This window comes from Acinetobacter sedimenti (assembly GCF_022601685.1).
In the GTDB taxonomy this organism is placed as follows: domain Bacteria; phylum Pseudomonadota; class Gammaproteobacteria; order Pseudomonadales; family Moraxellaceae; genus Acinetobacter; species Acinetobacter sedimenti.
In genome coordinates this window covers 141,064-156,540 of the sequence record NZ_JAKUML010000006.1, presented here as the reverse complement: position 1 = coordinate 156,540, position 15,477 = coordinate 141,064, and the positions used below count along the sequence as shown (strand labels likewise).

At 42.4% G+C, this 15,477-nt stretch carries 13 protein-coding genes; 1 reads left to right on the top strand and 12 read right to left on the bottom strand.

What is annotated here, in order from left to right; all coding sequences use genetic code 11:
• Positions 1 to 84: 84 nt before the first annotated feature.
• The 11 genes from MKI79_RS05435 to MKI79_RS05385 form a co-directional block, all read right to left on the bottom strand.
• The gene (locus MKI79_RS05435; protein ID WP_241571027.1) at positions 85 to 276 is read right to left on the bottom strand and encodes a hypothetical protein; all 192 of its coding nucleotides are present in this window, start codon (positions 274 to 276) and stop codon (positions 85 to 87) included.
• Between the two features lie 111 nt (positions 277 to 387).
• Positions 388 to 1,476 (bottom strand): ABC transporter permease, encoded by a 1,089-nt coding sequence (locus MKI79_RS05430; protein ID WP_241571026.1) that lies wholly within the window; start codon positions 1,474 to 1,476, stop codon positions 388 to 390.
• Positions 1,473 to 2,603 (bottom strand): ABC transporter permease, encoded by a 1,131-nt coding sequence (locus MKI79_RS05425; RefSeq protein WP_241571040.1) that lies wholly within the window; start codon positions 2,601 to 2,603, stop codon positions 1,473 to 1,475. The genes MKI79_RS05430 and MKI79_RS05425 overlap by 4 nt, the downstream gene beginning before the upstream one ends.
• A gap of 51 nt (positions 2,604 to 2,654) precedes the next feature.
• The gene (locus MKI79_RS05420) at positions 2,655 to 3,785 is read right to left on the bottom strand and encodes an HlyD family secretion protein (protein ID WP_241571025.1); all 1,131 of its coding nucleotides are present in this window, start codon (positions 3,783 to 3,785) and stop codon (positions 2,655 to 2,657) included.
• Positions 3,782 to 5,317, bottom strand: coding sequence for a TolC family protein (locus tag MKI79_RS05415; protein WP_407651561.1), 1,536 nt, complete (start codon positions 5,315 to 5,317; stop codon positions 3,782 to 3,784). The genes MKI79_RS05420 and MKI79_RS05415 overlap by 4 nt, the downstream gene beginning before the upstream one ends.
• Positions 5,318 to 5,501: 184 nt before the next feature.
• Positions 5,502 to 6,095: a tetratricopeptide repeat protein gene (locus MKI79_RS05410; RefSeq protein ID WP_241571024.1), complete on the bottom strand. Its 594-nt coding sequence runs from the start codon at positions 6,093 to 6,095 to the stop codon at positions 5,502 to 5,504.
• Complete coding sequence (metW, locus tag MKI79_RS05405; protein WP_241571023.1) at positions 6,092 to 6,685, bottom strand: methionine biosynthesis protein MetW; 594 nt, start codon at positions 6,683 to 6,685, stop codon at positions 6,092 to 6,094. Before metW ends, MKI79_RS05410 begins: the two co-directional genes overlap by 4 nt.
• A gap of 2 nt (positions 6,686 to 6,687) precedes the next feature.
• Positions 6,688 to 7,869, bottom strand: a complete 1,182-nt coding sequence (metX, locus tag MKI79_RS05400; RefSeq protein WP_241571022.1) for a homoserine O-succinyltransferase MetX — start codon at positions 7,867 to 7,869, stop codon at positions 6,688 to 6,690.
• Positions 7,870 to 7,957: 88 nt separating this feature from the next.
• Entirely contained in the window at positions 7,958 to 9,652 is a 1,695-nt protein-coding gene (leuA, locus tag MKI79_RS05395) for a 2-isopropylmalate synthase (protein WP_241571038.1), read from the bottom strand.
• A 194-nt stretch (positions 9,653 to 9,846) separates the two neighbouring features.
• Complete coding sequence (locus tag MKI79_RS05390) at positions 9,847 to 10,524, bottom strand: Fe2+-dependent dioxygenase (RefSeq protein ID WP_241571021.1); 678 nt, start codon at positions 10,522 to 10,524, stop codon at positions 9,847 to 9,849.
• Between the two features lie 162 nt (positions 10,525 to 10,686).
• Positions 10,687 to 12,948, bottom strand: a complete 2,262-nt coding sequence (locus MKI79_RS05385; protein WP_241571020.1) for a catecholate siderophore receptor Fiu — start codon at positions 12,946 to 12,948, stop codon at positions 10,687 to 10,689.
• Between the two features lie 279 nt (positions 12,949 to 13,227).
• On the opposite strand from MKI79_RS05385, the gene tig reads away from it, so the two are divergent.
• On the top strand, positions 13,228 to 14,565 hold the full coding sequence (gene tig / locus MKI79_RS05380) for a trigger factor (protein WP_241571019.1): 1,338 nt from the start codon (positions 13,228 to 13,230) through the stop codon (positions 14,563 to 14,565).
• A gap of 133 nt (positions 14,566 to 14,698) precedes the next feature.
• Here the strand turns inward: tig and MKI79_RS05375 are convergent, their stop codons facing one another.
• Positions 14,699 to 15,475, bottom strand: coding sequence for a hydroxypyruvate isomerase family protein (locus MKI79_RS05375; RefSeq protein ID WP_241571018.1), 777 nt, complete (start codon positions 15,473 to 15,475; stop codon positions 14,699 to 14,701).
• Positions 15,476 to 15,477 lie beyond the last annotated feature (2 nt).

The following is a 15,477-nucleotide window of genomic DNA, read 5'->3' as shown; positions in this document are numbered from 1 at the left end:
TTTGAAGTAAAAATGCTATTTAGAAGATAGAGATGTAAGCGTAAAAAAACCGAGCATAGAGCTCGGTTTTTGAGTTTATCTTATTTAGTTTTGGTGACCTATGTGATCATTTACTTCAGCATTTACACCCACGTTTGTAGAGCCAGCTGTTGCATTTGATACTTTCGATTTAGCATCAATTGCTTTGTCTTTTGCTTTATTCGCTACGGACTTAGTGCCATTCGCAGTTTTCTTTGTTACTGATTTTGCGTCAACATTATGTGAAGCTGATCCCATCTATTGGCTTTGTTCACTATCAACGAATGTATTTGAATATATTTATCCTTGGGGATATTGGGCTTTATTATTAGCATTTGTGATGTTATCACCTTTAGTTACAAAACGATTTTATTTGTAGCGTAAACGATAATACGCCAAAGCTAAAAATACCATCGCCATGATTGCTAAGAACCACGCATGCTCAGCCACCTGTGACAACGTTGCGCCCATTTGATTGAGTTTTACGAAGAGCATAACACCATGTGTAGAGGGCAGTGCGGTAGCGATGGATGAAATCCATATTGGCATGGAGGAGTGTGGCCAAGCGATCCCTGACAAAATAAACAAAGGCACCGAGCTCACTACAATGATATGTCCCGCACGTTCGGCACTATCGAGAAAAGTGGATAAAAACATGCCCATTGCAGCCACACACGCCACAAAGATCGGCACGGCGATCAGCATAGCAAAAAAATTCCCGCCACGGGGATAGTCATACAGCCAAAAGGTAAAGCCAAATAAGTAGTAACATCCCAAGCTACCAATAGTAAGCGCTGCAGCAAATATCGCCCAAAACTCACTTGGCTCAGGTCGCCAATTCGACTCTCGATAGCCCGCAATCAACATACATAAACCCAAAAAAATGGTCTGATGGATGATCACAGGTGCCACCGCAGGAAAAATATAACTGCCATAACCCGATAAGGTGTTGAATAAGGGAATTTGATGAATCGGAATACTCGGCTCAAAGGCACTGATATTGGCATATTTTTCGGCATAGTCAGCCAGTGTTGATTCCACGGATTCTGCAATCGCCACACCAATTTGCTTGGTTTTGAGGAAATATGCAGCGCTCAGATAAATACCAATGCCACCATTTTCACCATGTCGAATACTTTTGGTGAGCTGATTCGGCAATAGCAGAATGCCATCTGCTTTTTGTTCCTGAACCAGTTGCTGTGCTTCTATAAAGTTAGCAGTTATGACAAGGATTTCAACATTCGGGCTTTTCTGAATTTGCGTGATGATTTGATTGCTAAGCTGACTTTGTTCCTCATCGACGATCACAATCGGTAAGGATTCGGCATGTTGTCCTTCATAGGCTGTTGGATAGAAAAAGCTGTAAAAAATCACCGATAAAATCATCGTGGTAAGCACCGATTGATTTTTGGCAATATTTTTAAAGGTCTGCAGATAATAATAAAAAAATGATTTCATGCGCTGACCTCTTTCTTTGTTTTTTTGATCAGCAGCAAAGCGACAATGAAAAACACTGAAAAATGGAGCACTAACAATCCAAAAGGCTGCAGTGAAGTGGCAATCGGGCTACCGACCACCCATTGTTCCGTTTGTAATCTGGCATAGGGTGTATAGGGAATGATATTCGACCAAAATTTGGTAAAGGTCGGTGCATTATTCAGCGGTAAAGTCACGCCTGCAAAGCTCAGGGATGATCCGCCATATACCGCAATCAAGCCAAAGGTTTTCAGTAAATCTTTGCTTCCTAAAACCAAACAGACAGCAAGCAGGGCATATGCAGCATAAAACAGAAATTGTCCAAGCAACAAAAACCACAATGATCCTGCAATCGACCAACCACGAATTTCAGTCAGCCAAAACATCCATGCCCATGTCCATAGTGAAAAAATCAGGATATAGGGCATGGTCTTGGCAAATAAAATGGAAAAAATACTTTGCCCAGTCAGCCAACTCTTTACAGTTTGATATTTGAGTTCTTGCCCAACACTAAATGCCACACAACAGCACAGCAACAGGTGCATAATCGCAGGAATCAAAAACGGTTCAAGGTACAATTCATAACTTAGCGTCGGATTAAATAAAGGTGAAATTTTGACATTTGGCGTGGGTGCTTCGACATAAGGCAAACTATTTTCTAAGTACGAATTGCCCAAGTAGTCGGCGATGCCTTGCACGGTCGCAAGCGATACTGCGGAGGACAACGTATTACCAATACTGAAAAAGGACAGATTATACGCAATGCTAATCTGTGGGTCTTGTGCTTGTACCAGACTGCGCTCAGCACCTTCGGGAATATGCACATAGCCCCAAATTTCAGTACGATTAATCAAATCTTCAGCTTGATCGATCTGTTCAATGCCATGTTCGATGTGAATGGTGTGGTTGAGCGCCAAATGCTTCTCGATGGTTCGGCTCAGTTCAGAATGGTCTTGATCAATGACAGCGATAGGTAGGTGTTCAGGCTTGCCGTCTAAAAACATGGCACTAAATACAATGATCAAAAAAGCAGGCACCAACGTCACCAAACACAGATCCCACGGATGAGTGATCAAATAATTCAATTCACGCTTGAGTGCAGTCCACATTGATGTTTTACCTATCGCCATGCGCTATCGAATTTTTGAAAATTCAAGGCTTTATTGTCCTTCAACTTCAAAGATCACGCTCATGCCGACTTTGAGGTCAGGGATTTTTTGTTCAGGCTCAAGATGCAATTTAAAGCTACGAATATCGTAACCGCCAGTCTGACGAGTGGTTTTGATGGTGGCAAAATCACCTTCGGCATCGATGGTTTTGATTAAAAAAGTCGCTTTTTGATCGAGTGCAGGAATGTAGCCCTCAAGGCTTTTCTTTTTGTAGACATTGGCATATTGATCTTCACGCACATTCAGGCTGACCCAATAATCATCCGTCAGTAGGCTGATAATCGGCACGCCCATGACCACCAACTCACTGGTTTCACCATAGATTTCTGAGACGGTGGAATCTTGCGGGGCGTGCAGTAAAGTTTCCGCCTCCATGGCATTGGCTTCACTCACTGCTGCACGAGCAATTTCCACTTGTGCATCGGCAGAGGATTTTTGCTGTGAGGTGCTACCACGTTCGGCACGGGCATATTGTTGGTACGATGCTTCCGCCAGTTCGTTGGCAGAAATCTTCGCAGCGTGCATTTGGTCACGACGCTGACGAGAGATCACACCTTGTTGATATAAGGTCTGTCCACGTTGATAGGTGGTTTCTGCCAAAGCTGCTTGCGCTTTGACACTTTGCCAATTGGCGTAGAGCGTGTCGATATTTTCTTGTTGCGAGCCACGTTCTGCGGTGGACTGTAATGCGAGTGCAGATTGAAGTGAGGCGAGCGCTTGTTGCTTTTTCGCTTCGACTTCAGGACTACTGAGTTTGATCAGCGCCTGACCTTGTTTTACCTGTTCACCTTCATGCACAAAGAGCTGTTCAATGCGACTCGGCACTTTGCTACTGACATGAATGGTATCGGCTTCAACACGTCCTTGAATGCTAATTGTTTTCGGCTGATAGCTTTTCCATAGTCCAAAAACAATCAGACCCAGTAAGATCAATACCACCAATATAGTGATAATTTTTTTCAGCTTTGATTTTTTCTGCGCATTCGAATTGCTGTTATTTAAATTACGGTCAGACTGTTTTTGCGATGTGTTATTTGTTACGTCACTATTTCTCTGATTATCCGAAGCATTGCTTTTTTGCGTATTGTTTTCTGGTACATCATCATTTGGTTGATCGTTCATGGTGTACCTCCTGCAACTGTGGTAACAATTTTATCGCTATCAGGTGCATGGATAAAATTTTGAAATTGATCGAGTGAGCCGTGACTTTGTAACAGTGTCGCCAAAGACATGACATATTTATAAGCATTGGTCGCTATCTCGGCATGCAATGCATTGATATTATTTTCAGCGTCGATCACATCGGTCGCTGTACCCATATCCTCACGAAAGGACAGGGTTTGAATGCGTAGATTTTCTTCGGCAGCCCGCATATTGTCTTTTAATAATTGATGGCTACGCTGTGCGCCGAGCATGGATTGATAACTACTATGAATCACATTGGCAAGTTCGACTTTGCTTTGTTCGGTAAGTAGCTGTGCTGCTTGGCTTTGCAGCTGTGCTGCTTGTACTTGTTTGCGTTTATCAACGCCAGAGAACAGGTTATAGCTTGCCATCACGCCAACGATCCAATTTTCCTCATCATCTAAAGCATATTCACCAAAGCCAAACACTTTGGGCTTTTGTGCGGCTTGTTGTATTTTGACTTTCTGCTGTGCAAGGGCTGTATCATTTTGCAATTTTTGAATCAGAGGAGAGTTGCCTGCATAGCTTTCCATCAACTCATTTAATTTTAAAGCGGACTGCTCATTGACGAATAAGGGTGTGCTCGGTTCAACCGTATCCATGCTGTGTAGGAGGTTTTGTAGTTGATATTGGCTAGATTGCAATTGACGCTGAGCGCTTTGATACAAACGATTGCCATTGTTACGAGCGACTTCGAATTGCATGCGTTGCCCACGACTAATAAAACCTTGTTGCTCAAGCTTCAGGGCATTGTCTAAATGACGTTGCATTGCATCGAGATTATTGCGACTTGATGCAAGTAACTGTTGCTGAAGTTGTACATCAAAATAAAACGTGATCAATTGGAAGCGCTGGGAATCTTCAGTTTGTTGTTGGTTAAATGTACTGCTATTGGCACGAATTTTAGCGATTTCTTTTGCACTGGAGGTTAAGCCACCAGTATAAATCGGCATGCTCACAGAAACCGTTGGGCGAAATACTTCATCTTCGAGTTCGAGATGTGCGTAATTGGGAAACTGACTGACACCATCATGGATAATATTGTTAATTCCAGACTGTACGCCATCCAATGCGCCACTTGGTACGCCTGCATTTTCAAGTTCAGAAATCCGATCACTGACACGCTGCGAAAGCTGATCTTCAATGCCTTGTTTAAATTGATCGAGTGGCACATCAGTTTCAGCGTGAAAGGCATAAGCTCGTGCATTTAAATCGACACGTGGTAAACCTAAATACTTGACCGCTTGTGCTTCAAGTTCGCTAGCCTGTTGTAGTGCACGTTGCGACTGCAAGCTATATGAGGCGTCAAAAACACGTTGTTCGGCTTGCTCAAAACTATAAGGCGTTGCGTAGACGATGCTATTGCAGAATATGGCAATGCTCAAGACCAAGCGTTTTGGTCGTGTAGAAAATAACGGTTTTGAAAATAATAAATTTGGATAAGGTGATTTCATCAGTTTTTGTTGCATTGCAACTACGCAATGGAAGTCAATATGCTCACAGTATATGACAAGCTGGAATCAGAAAAAAAGGTTTAATAAAACTTATAAGTCGGTGATCATTTGTACACAAAATAAATCGGCAACGCCTAAGTGCAAAAAAAGCCGATGACTTGCATTGGCTTGATGACATCTAAATTGTGAATAAAAAGAGTTAGTCTGCTTGAATCCAACTGTCAGCACGCTCACGCGCAAGACGCATGTCATTTTGACTCAGGTTGGCAGCCAATTTAACGATTTTCTTTTCAGACATATCTTTGACACGGTAGTCGAGCATGCCATCACGAGTCGATAGCTCGTACCATTGATAGGCACCCACATAGTTTTTAGCACGTTCTTCAAGTACTGCTAAGTTGTAACTTGCACGATTATCACCGAGCTTAGCGGCTTTCATCAAATATTGTTTGGCAGCATCAATGTTTTTCTTCACACCATTACCGCTGGCATACATCTGACCGACATTCAGCTGTGCTGCTGGGATGCCTTGATCGGCAGATTTTTTGAACCAAGCGAACGCTTGATCCATATCTTTGGCAACACCTTGACCACGTTTATAACGCTCCGCCAAGAAGAATTGCGCAGGTGCTTGACCTGCTTGTGCAGTCTGAGCCAACTGGTTGATTGGCATGGTCGCATACTGTGCAACGGTAGACTGACTAGATGGTTGTTGGCTGATGAGTTCGGCATGAGTAGACATCGCAACAACACTAAGGACGCCGAATAAGCTACTTAAAGCGAGTTTTTTCATAGGGCACTGACTCTATAAATTGCTGTTTCACCAAATAAATTTGGCATGTGTTTCATCATTAAACTGCCTTGCTGATTATCATTGACAGCAAGACGGTTGATAATTCGAATATTGTTTTCTGCGCACAAGGCTTCGAAGTCCTTAAAGGTGCACAAGTGAATATTTGGCGTATTGTACCACATGTATGGCAATGCCTCAGAAACAGGCATTTTCCCTTTTAAAGCAAGGAAAGAACGTGTTTTCCAATGGGCAAAGTTTGGAAAGGTGATAATCGCCTCTCGCCCAACTCGCACCATATCACGAAGTAATACATCTGGTGTATCTACAGCTTGCAAAGCTTGTGCCATAACCACATAGTCAAAACTTTGGTCTGCAAACTGTTTTAAGCCTAGATTAAGGTCTTGTTGGATAATATTCAAGCCCCGACCGATGGCAATTGCGATTTTTTCTTGATCAATTTCGAGCCCATAAGCTTGGACATTGTGCTTTTGTTGCATATGTGCGAGCAACTCTCCATTGCCACAGCCGAGATCAAGCACACGAGAATTCGGTTTGATCCACTTTTCTGCAAGTTGTTGATCTAAACGCATACTTATTCTCCTTGAGGCGTGTTTTGAGTGAGCGTTTGTGGTGCAGAGATGCTATTCAAACTGCTGGTCAAAAAGTTGTGCATGGTTTTCACATACAGCGGCACAGGAAATAAGAAAGAATCGTGTCCTTGTTCGGCTTCGATATCGACATAGCTCACTGGTTTATGATTTGAGGTCAACGCACGTACAATTTCTTGCGAGCGAGACGGGGCAAAGCGCCAGTCGGTGGTAAATGATACGACTAAGAATCGACATTTGGACTGCGCTAAGGCTTTTGGTAAATCACCCTCAAACTCACGTGCAGGATCAAAGTAATCTAAAGCTTTGGTCATGATCAGGTATGTATTGGCATCGAAGTTTCGGCTAAATTGCTCACCTTGATAGCGCAAATAGCTTTCCACTTGAAACTCGACGTCAAAGCCGTACATGAATTTTCCAAGTTTTAAATCACGACCAAACTTTTGCTTCATCGCTTCTTCAGACAGGTAGGTGATATGACCAACCATGCGTGCCAAGATCAAGCCACGTTTTGGATAGCTGTCATGTTCGAGGTAACGCCCATGATGAAAATCAGGATCAGACAATATTGACTGACGTGCCACCTCGTTAAAGGCAATATTTTGTGCGGTGAGCTTCGGTGCACTTGCGATGATGACACAATTACGCAAATCATCAGGATAATCGACCGACCATTGTAAGGCTTGCATACCACCTAATGAACCGCCGACCACAGCATGCCATACCGCAATACCAAGACGCTCAGAGAGCATTTTTTGGGTTTTGACCCAATCTCGTACTGTAACGAGTGGAAAATCTGGACCGTAAGGACGATTGTCATTTTCAGGATTCGGAGAGGTTGGTCCTGTAGAGCCGTTGCAACCACCAATATTGTTCAAAGCGACGACATAAAAGAGATTGGTATCTATCGCTTTACCTGGGCCAATACATTCGTCCCACCAACCTGCTTTTTTATCATCTTCGTGGTGATAACCAGCTGCGTGGTGATGTCCAGAGAGCGCATGACAAATCAAAATCGCATTGGAGCGATCGGCATTGAGTTGCCCATAAGTTTCGACCATGATTTCGAAACGTGGCAAAACTCGACCACACTCAAGCTCAAGTGGCTCTTCAAAATTAAACTTTTGTGGACTAACTATACCGACTGAATCACTTGCAAAGCTCACGTTGATCCCTTGATAGATTTTTTCATAGCAAAAGGATACCAATAAATTGGTATACTTCCATAGCAAAATTGCTTTAAATGATTTTAATTCAAGCCGTTTCTGTGACTTGACCTGCTTCGATCGCACCTTTTTCGATCATGCGATTGATACATGCCAAGATCGCTTCGATGGATGCAGTGACGATATTGTCATGAATTCCGACACCAAATCCGCTGATTGGTTGACCTTGGACTTGCAACTCAATCATCGCAAGGGCTTTGGCATTGGCACCGTGACCGATACTTTTTTCTTCATAGTTCAATACATCGATCGGTAGGGCAATCGCATCCAAAATCGCAGAAATTGGGCCATTACCTTCGCCTGTAAGATGACGTACTTCGCCACCTGCCAATACTTCAAATTGAACCGCTTGACGACCATTATGATCTGACAAGTGATAATTTTTAATTTGATAATATTTTTGAGCAGTATAAATGTAAGTCTGTTTGAACAATTCCCAAATCTGATCCGCACTGATCTCTGTACCATGTGCATCGGTATGTTGTTGCACGATTTGACTAAATTCAATCTGTAAGCGACGTGGCAAGACCACACCATAGCTTGACTCAAGTAAGTAAGCGATACCGCCTTTACCAGACTGACTATTGACACGGATCACCGCATCATAGCTGCGTCCCAAATCTTTTGGGTCGATTGGCAAATACGGCATATCCCAAATATCTTCGTCTTTTTGAAATTCGAAGCCTTTTTTGATCGCATCTTGGTGCGAGCCTGAGAATGCAGTAAAGACCAAATCACCTGCATATGGATGACGTGGATGCACTGGCAAACCTGTGCATTCTTCAACAGTGGCAATGATTTCATTGACATTGGAGAAATCTAAGTTTGGCGCAACACCTTGGGTGTACATATTCAAGGCAACCGCAGCCACATCGACATTGCCCGTACGCTCGCCATTTCCAAATACACAGCCTTCGACACGATCTGCACCCGCCATCAATGCAAGCTCGGCAGCAGCGATACCACAGCCACGGTCATTGTGCGGATGGACAGAAATAATCACACCTTCACGACGCTGTAAGTTGCGGTGCATCCATTCGATCTGATCGGCATAGACATTTGGTGTAGACACTTCAACCGTCGCAGGTAAGTTCAAAATCACTTTATTGTCCTCAGATGCTTCCCAAATCTCAGTGACAGCATCACACACATCTTTCGCTACTTCTAACTCTGTCGCAGTAAAGCATTCAGGGCTATATTGGAAGACCCATTCGGTATCAGGATATTTTTCCGCAGTTTGTTTGACCTTCGTCGCTGCATTCATCGCTAAAGTTTTTGCGCCTGCTTCATCGACATTTAAGACTTTTTTACGGAAGGTCGGTGAGTTTGAATTATAAATATGTACGATGGCACGCTTCACACCGATTAACGATTCAAAAGTGCGCTCGATCAAATGATCACGGGCTTGCACCAAGACTTCGATATAGACATCATCGGGAATGTGATTTTCTTCGATCAATTTACGGGTAAAGTCAAAGTCGACTTGTGATGCAGAAGGAAAGCCGATCTCGATATGTTTAAAGCCAATGCCGACTAACATTTGGAACATCTTGAATTTTTGTTCGATGCTCATCGGTTCGAAAATCGCTTGGTTACCATCACGTAGATCGGTGCTCATCCAAATCGGGGCTTGTGTAATTTCGTTGTTTGGCCACTGACGATCGGGTAAATCGACACGTTGATACATGCGACGATATTTTTGGCTAGGATCTTTTAACATGATGAGCGCTCCGCTTTTGACGAATTTAAAATACTGTAAACAGCATTGAGTCGTTTTGTGTGGATAATACAAAGGACAATAGATTGATTAACTATTATTGTACGCTGAAAAAATGGAAATGTATTTCTAATCTATGCAAAAGTATAGCTATGCATGATAAATATTTTTGAAAATAAATATTTTATTAGGAAAAATTTTTAAATTTCACTCCACATTCGCAAAAGGTTGTGGTAGTGGTTCACTAATGCCAAAGTGTCTTCATTTTCACCTTTGGTGCGCATACGAGTAATCACCTGATCCAGCTCAAATAACGATGTGCGCTTCATATCATCTCGAATCATACTTTGAATCCAAAAAAATGAACAAACACGTTTGCCTTGAGTTACAGGCGTGACTTTATGAATACTACTTGAAGGGTAGAGCACCATATCACCAGCAGGAAGTTTGACTTCATGTTCGCCATAAAGGTCTTGGATGATCAGTTCACCACCTTCATAGTCCTCAGGTTCATTGAGGAAAATGGTACAAGACAGATCGGTACGAAGTAGGTTTGGTGATTGGTGAAAGCCACGCACAGCACCATCAACGTGAAAACCATATTCGCCACCACCTTCATAGCGATTAAATAATGGTGGGACGATGCGAAGCGGTAAGGCAGCAGCAAAGAAAAAGGGATTATTGTTGAGTTGTTCGAGAATGATTTTGCCCAGTTGCTGAGCAACTTCACCGTTCTCAGGTAGTTGTAAGTTGCGTTTGACTTTTGCACCCTGATCACCAACTGTGCTACGTCCATCAACCCAGTCGGATTGTTCTAGGATTTGATAAAACTGCTGAACTTGCACTTTAGTCAGCACTTCGGGAATGTGTAAAATCATGTCTAATAAGACCTACTATAACAAAGAATAGATTTGATCATGAACAGCGTTAAGTAACTACAGAGATCAATATGTGATAATAAAAAAAGCCTATCTTACGGATAAAACCACAATGTGATGATATCAGTAGATAGGCTGTTGTACCTTAACTTAATATCGAACTTAGAAGTTAAAGTTTAACGTTGCACGATATGAACGTTCAGCACCTGGGATATAGCGCCAGCCACCACGGTTAATACTTGCCACATAGTCTTCGTCAAATAGATTGTTGACATTAAGTTGTAGACCGATGTTTTTGGTGATTTGGTAGCTTGCCATCGCATCGACAATCCAATAATCAGGCACAACAGCAGGGCCGACTTGGTTGCCATCACGCGATTTTTTCATTTCACCAATATATCGTGTACCACCACCAACGCTCCATTTATCAGCTTTATACGTTGACCACAAGGTAAATGCATCTGTTGGTGTAAATGGAATTTCGTCAGAGCCATCTGCTGATACAGCGCCAGTCCCGACAGCTTGTGTAACATTTTCGATTTCAGAGTCTTGGTAGGTATACCCAGCACTCAATTGCCATTGGTCTGTAATTTGACCGACTGCACCAAGTTCAACACCTTTCACCGTTTTTTTGCCATTTTGATAATATGTACCATCATCATCTTCAGTCATTTCATTGGTCAGTTCAGTGTGGAAAAGCGCACCACTCAGCAATAAACGTTGATCCATGACTTCCCATTTTGTACCGATTTCGGCATTATTGGTTTCTTGTGGGTCAAGGTCTAAGTTATTGTTGCTGTTGGCATTGGTTGAAGGCGCAAATGCATTTAAACTACCCAAGCCATCACCGCCAGTGATTGTACCAGGAGGCTGTTGTTGTACTGAGTAGCTTGCATAGAAGCTACCTGATTCAGTCGGTTTAAACAACACGCCTGCTTTCCAATTAAACAAGTTGTCAGAATTTTCACTTTCAGAAAACTCATAATTGGCAGGTTGACCACGTCCTGCAGTATTGCTTACGCCATTTGCATTCAAATTATAGTGATCAAGTCGAACACCACCATTGATTGCCCAACGTGGTGATAATTGCACTGTGTCAAATGCATAAACTGAGTAGGTGTCTAACTCGCCTTTTGAGTAGCTTGGATTGTGTTCAAGCGAAGAGGCAAGACGGGCGTCTGGATTGTAAAGCGAGGTTGGAAGAACGGTGGCATCATAGCCATAGTTGTCCATTTCTTCTTGAGTGATTTCGATACCCGTGCTGAGGTCGTGTTCTAGTGCACCAGTTTTGAATGATGTTGTAAAGTTTGTTTGACTGGTTAAGATTTTATTAACTGTGTCACCATTGTTACCACTACGATTGACTTGGGTATCTTCTGCATCACCATTTACGACGAAACTAGTTGGAATCGTAGCTAAATACTTGTGGGTCATACGTCCCCAACGTACAGCACTGGTGAGTTTGCTGACTTCAGAGATGTCGTGCTCAATACGAAGCGTCGCCATGTTTGCTTTAACATCATCAAAATCGTCAGCAGAGCCATAAAATGTAGAAGCATCAACACGATTACTATTAAGATAGTCTGCAATGTCAGCATAGTTTTCATTGCGAGAAGCATCAAAACCTTCAAGTCCGACGGTCGAAACACCACCGTCGATCACATTATCTTGTTCAGTGTATAAGTAGTTTAAGAATAAACGTGTATCTGAATCTAAACCAAACCCAATTGATGGTGCGATTGCCCATTTTTTATTTTCAACATGGTCACGATTTACAGCGTCTGCATTTTCGATCATGGCATTTAAGCGAAGTGCAGCACTATCAGTAATCGATTGATTCAGGTCTGCTGTACTGCGAACAAAGCTGTCGCTACCAAAGCCAATTGTGGCACGATTGAAGTCTTGCGCTTGCGCTTCTTTTGACTTGAGGTTGATTGAACCAGAAGCAGCTGTACGACCATTGTCAGTACCTGCTGGGCCTTTAAATACTTCAATTTGCTCAATATTGAACACATCACGGCTGATGTTGCCCAAGTCACGAATACCATCGACAAAGATACTGTTAGCAGCATCGAAACCACGCATTGTGATTGCATCACCAGTATTCATTCGACCATTTTCACCCAAGGCAAATGTGCCCACACCAGGGACATTACGCAATGCTTCAGTGAGGGTGCTTGCGGATTGTTCTTGTAGAAGTTGTTGACTGATAATAGATATCGTTTGTGTCGTATCGACTAGAGGCTGGGTAAATTTGTTAGAAGACACTTGGTCGACTTTATAATTTTCTTGTTCTGCTGTGACTTCAATTGTAGGAAGCTCAATGACCTGATCTACAGCGTGGGCTGAAAAAGGAAGGGCTGTGGCAGCAACAGCAAGGAGTTGAGGTGCGCATTGATGCTTGCGACTTTTGATTGTTTTCATATTTAAAATCCGTAGAGATTAAGGAGAAACAGCTACATGATGTAACAATTTGTGCACATTCTAATAATAATCATTCTTAATTACAATATCAGTTTCGCTCACAGCCCTTAAATAATGATTTAATTTACTGATTAATATATTCATAAATATTGAATTAATGGTCTGAGTTGGTAGTGATCTAAAGATTTTTCGCACAAGTTTTGTATATCGTCCAATGTTGTCATATAATGTGGCACTTTTTTAAAAACTGTAATGATTAATCCAAAGATAGAGGAAGCCATGCAAGTAACTTCTGAAGCGGTTTCGGGTGTTTCCCGTCGTTTGAAAGTGTCGGTACCGACCAGCCGTGTGAATGAGAAATTTGAAGCGCGTATTCAACGTACTGCGAAAACTGTGAAGATGAACGGCTTTCGTCCGGGTAAAGTACCTGTGAATGTTGTTCGTCGTGAATATGGCGCAGGTATCTACCAAGAAGTCGTGAATGACATCATACGTGATACTGTGTTTGAAGCGATTCAACAAGAAAAAATCAACGCTGTTGGTACGCCGAATATCGAAAAAGTAGAAAACAAAGATGATGCTTTGATCTATGAAGCGACTGTAGAAGTGTATCCAGAAGTCGATGTTGCAGGCTTTGATAGTTTAGAGATTGATCGTAAAAAAGCAGAAGTGAAAGACGCTGATGTTGATACGATGATCGAAAACTTGCAAAAGCAACGTCAAACTTGGGCTGAAACCAAGGGTATGGCGAAAAACGAAATGCAAGTGACTTTCGACTTTGAAGGCTCAATCGACGGTGAGAAGTTCGACGGTGGTTCTGCTGAAGACTACACGCTGGTACTTGGTTCAGGTCAAATGATTCCAGGTTTTGAAGATGGCATCGTTGGCATGAAGAAAGGCGAAGAGAAAGTAATTGATGTGACTTTCCCTGAAGACTATCAAGCTGAAAACCTTGCGGGTAAAGCGGCACAGTTCAAAATCACTGTGAAGAAAGTTGAAAAGTCTAAACTTCCAGAAATCGACAAAGAATTCTTAGAAGTATTCGGTCTGTCTGAAGAAGATGGCATTGATAAATTAAAAGCTGACGTTCGCAAAAATATGGAACGTGAAGTAAAAAATGGTCTACGTAGCCAAGTGAAACAAGCTGCATTTGATGCACTTGTTGCTGCCAATGAAATCGAAGTACCGGCTTCTATGGTTGCACAAGAAATTGACCGTCAACGTCAACAGATGGTTCAACAGTTCACACAGCAGTTTGGTGCGCAAGGTGCGAAAGCATTTGATTCTAGCGTATTGCCAGATGACTTGTTTAAAGACCAAGCAGAGCGTTCTGTGAAGTTAGGCGTATTGATTTCTAAAGTATTGCAAGATGCAAAACTTGAAGTAGATCAAGCTCGTGTAACAGCGTTCATCGAAGATATGGCGTCTTCTTATGAAGATCCAGCAGAAGTGATTGAATACTTCACCACTGACAAGCAACAACGTGCGCAAATCGAAGCGGTTGTTCTTGAAGATCAAGTGGTTGATCACATTTTGCAAGGTGCAAAAGTGTCAGAAACTGAAGTGTCTTATCAAGAGTTGTTGAAAGAACAGCAAGCGCGTCAACAACAAGGTTAATGACCTTGCTTCACTTAGCATCAGTTGAGTGAAGTATGTTGATGTAAAAAAACCAAGTGATTTATCACTTGGTTTTTTATGTCTATCGTTTTTAGTTAAAAAGCTGAATTGCAGGCTATACGATTTAAAAGCATTAGATATATGCTTTTAACCAGTCAAAGCTGTCCTCTGAGTTTTGGCTTGGCTTATATTCTGCGGCACAGTAGCCAAGATAATGACTATTTTGAATCCAATCAAAAAACTCGGCGAAATTGATATCACCAGTGAATGGCTCATGACGATGTGGATAGTCTGCAAATTGAATATGACCAATGACATCAATATTTTCTTGTAAGGCACTGAGTAAGTCCTCACCCATCATTGCCATATGGTAGCAGTCATATTGCAATCGAAGAGCAGGGTGTTGCACAGCCTCAAGCATTTCCTGAGCTTGCGCAATATTTTGAATTAAAAAGCGTGGCATATCCGTGCCGTTGATCATCTCGATCACAGGGCTAATATCCGCACTTTGAAAGAGATCACAGGCAAATTTCAAATTATTGGCAAAGGTTTGTAGGCAAGGGAGTAGATCAGCATCAATCGGCTGTTTCCCTGCCAAAATATTCACTGTTGGGACGTGTAGTGCTGCCGCATATTCAATGGCGAGCTGTACCGCTTTTTCAAACTCATACTCACGACCAGGGACGCAGGCTAAGCCACCACCGCCTTGCATCAAGTCACCCGCAGGCACATTGATCAGCACCAAATTGAGTTCATGCCGATCCAGTTCATTTTGAATCTGCGTAATACTGAGTTCATAGGGAAATTGAATTTCGACAGCACGAAAGCCTTGCGCTTTGGCAAGGGCAAAGCGTTCGATCAAGGGCACTTCGTGAAAGATTAAGGAAAGATTGACCGCAAGATTAAGCATCG

Bases quoted from the DNA above. Each gene is read 5' to 3' on its own strand.
- MKI79_RS05375 (WP_241571018.1), bottom strand. From the start codon at position 15,475: ATGCTTAATCTTGCGGTCAATCTTTCCTTAATCTTTCACGAAGTGCCC.
- tig (WP_241571019.1), top strand. From the start codon at position 13,228: ATGCAAGTAACTTCTGAAGCGGTTTCGGGTGTTTCCCGTCGTTTGAAA.
- MKI79_RS05435 (WP_241571027.1), bottom strand. From the start codon at position 276: ATGGGATCAGCTTCACATAATGTTGACGCAAAATCAGTAACAAAGAAA.
- MKI79_RS05390 (WP_241571021.1), bottom strand. From the start codon at position 10,524: ATGATTTTACACATTCCCGAAGTGCTGACTAAAGTGCAAGTTCAGCAG.
- MKI79_RS05415 (WP_407651561.1), bottom strand. From the start codon at position 5,317: ATGCAACAAAAACTGATGAAATCACCTTATCCAAATTTATTATTTTCA.
- MKI79_RS05410 (WP_241571024.1), bottom strand. From the start codon at position 6,095: ATGAAAAAACTCGCTTTAAGTAGCTTATTCGGCGTCCTTAGTGTTGTT.
- metW (WP_241571023.1), bottom strand. From the start codon at position 6,685: ATGCGTTTAGATCAACAACTTGCAGAAAAGTGGATCAAACCGAATTCT.
- MKI79_RS05420 (WP_241571025.1), bottom strand. From the start codon at position 3,785: ATGAACGATCAACCAAATGATGATGTACCAGAAAACAATACGCAAAAA.
- MKI79_RS05430 (WP_241571026.1), bottom strand. From the start codon at position 1,476: ATGAAATCATTTTTTTATTATTATCTGCAGACCTTTAAAAATATTGCC.
- MKI79_RS05425 (WP_241571040.1), bottom strand. From the start codon at position 2,603: ATGTGGACTGCACTCAAGCGTGAATTGAATTATTTGATCACTCATCCG.
- MKI79_RS05385 (WP_241571020.1), bottom strand. From the start codon at position 12,948: ATGAAAACAATCAAAAGTCGCAAGCATCAATGCGCACCTCAACTCCTT.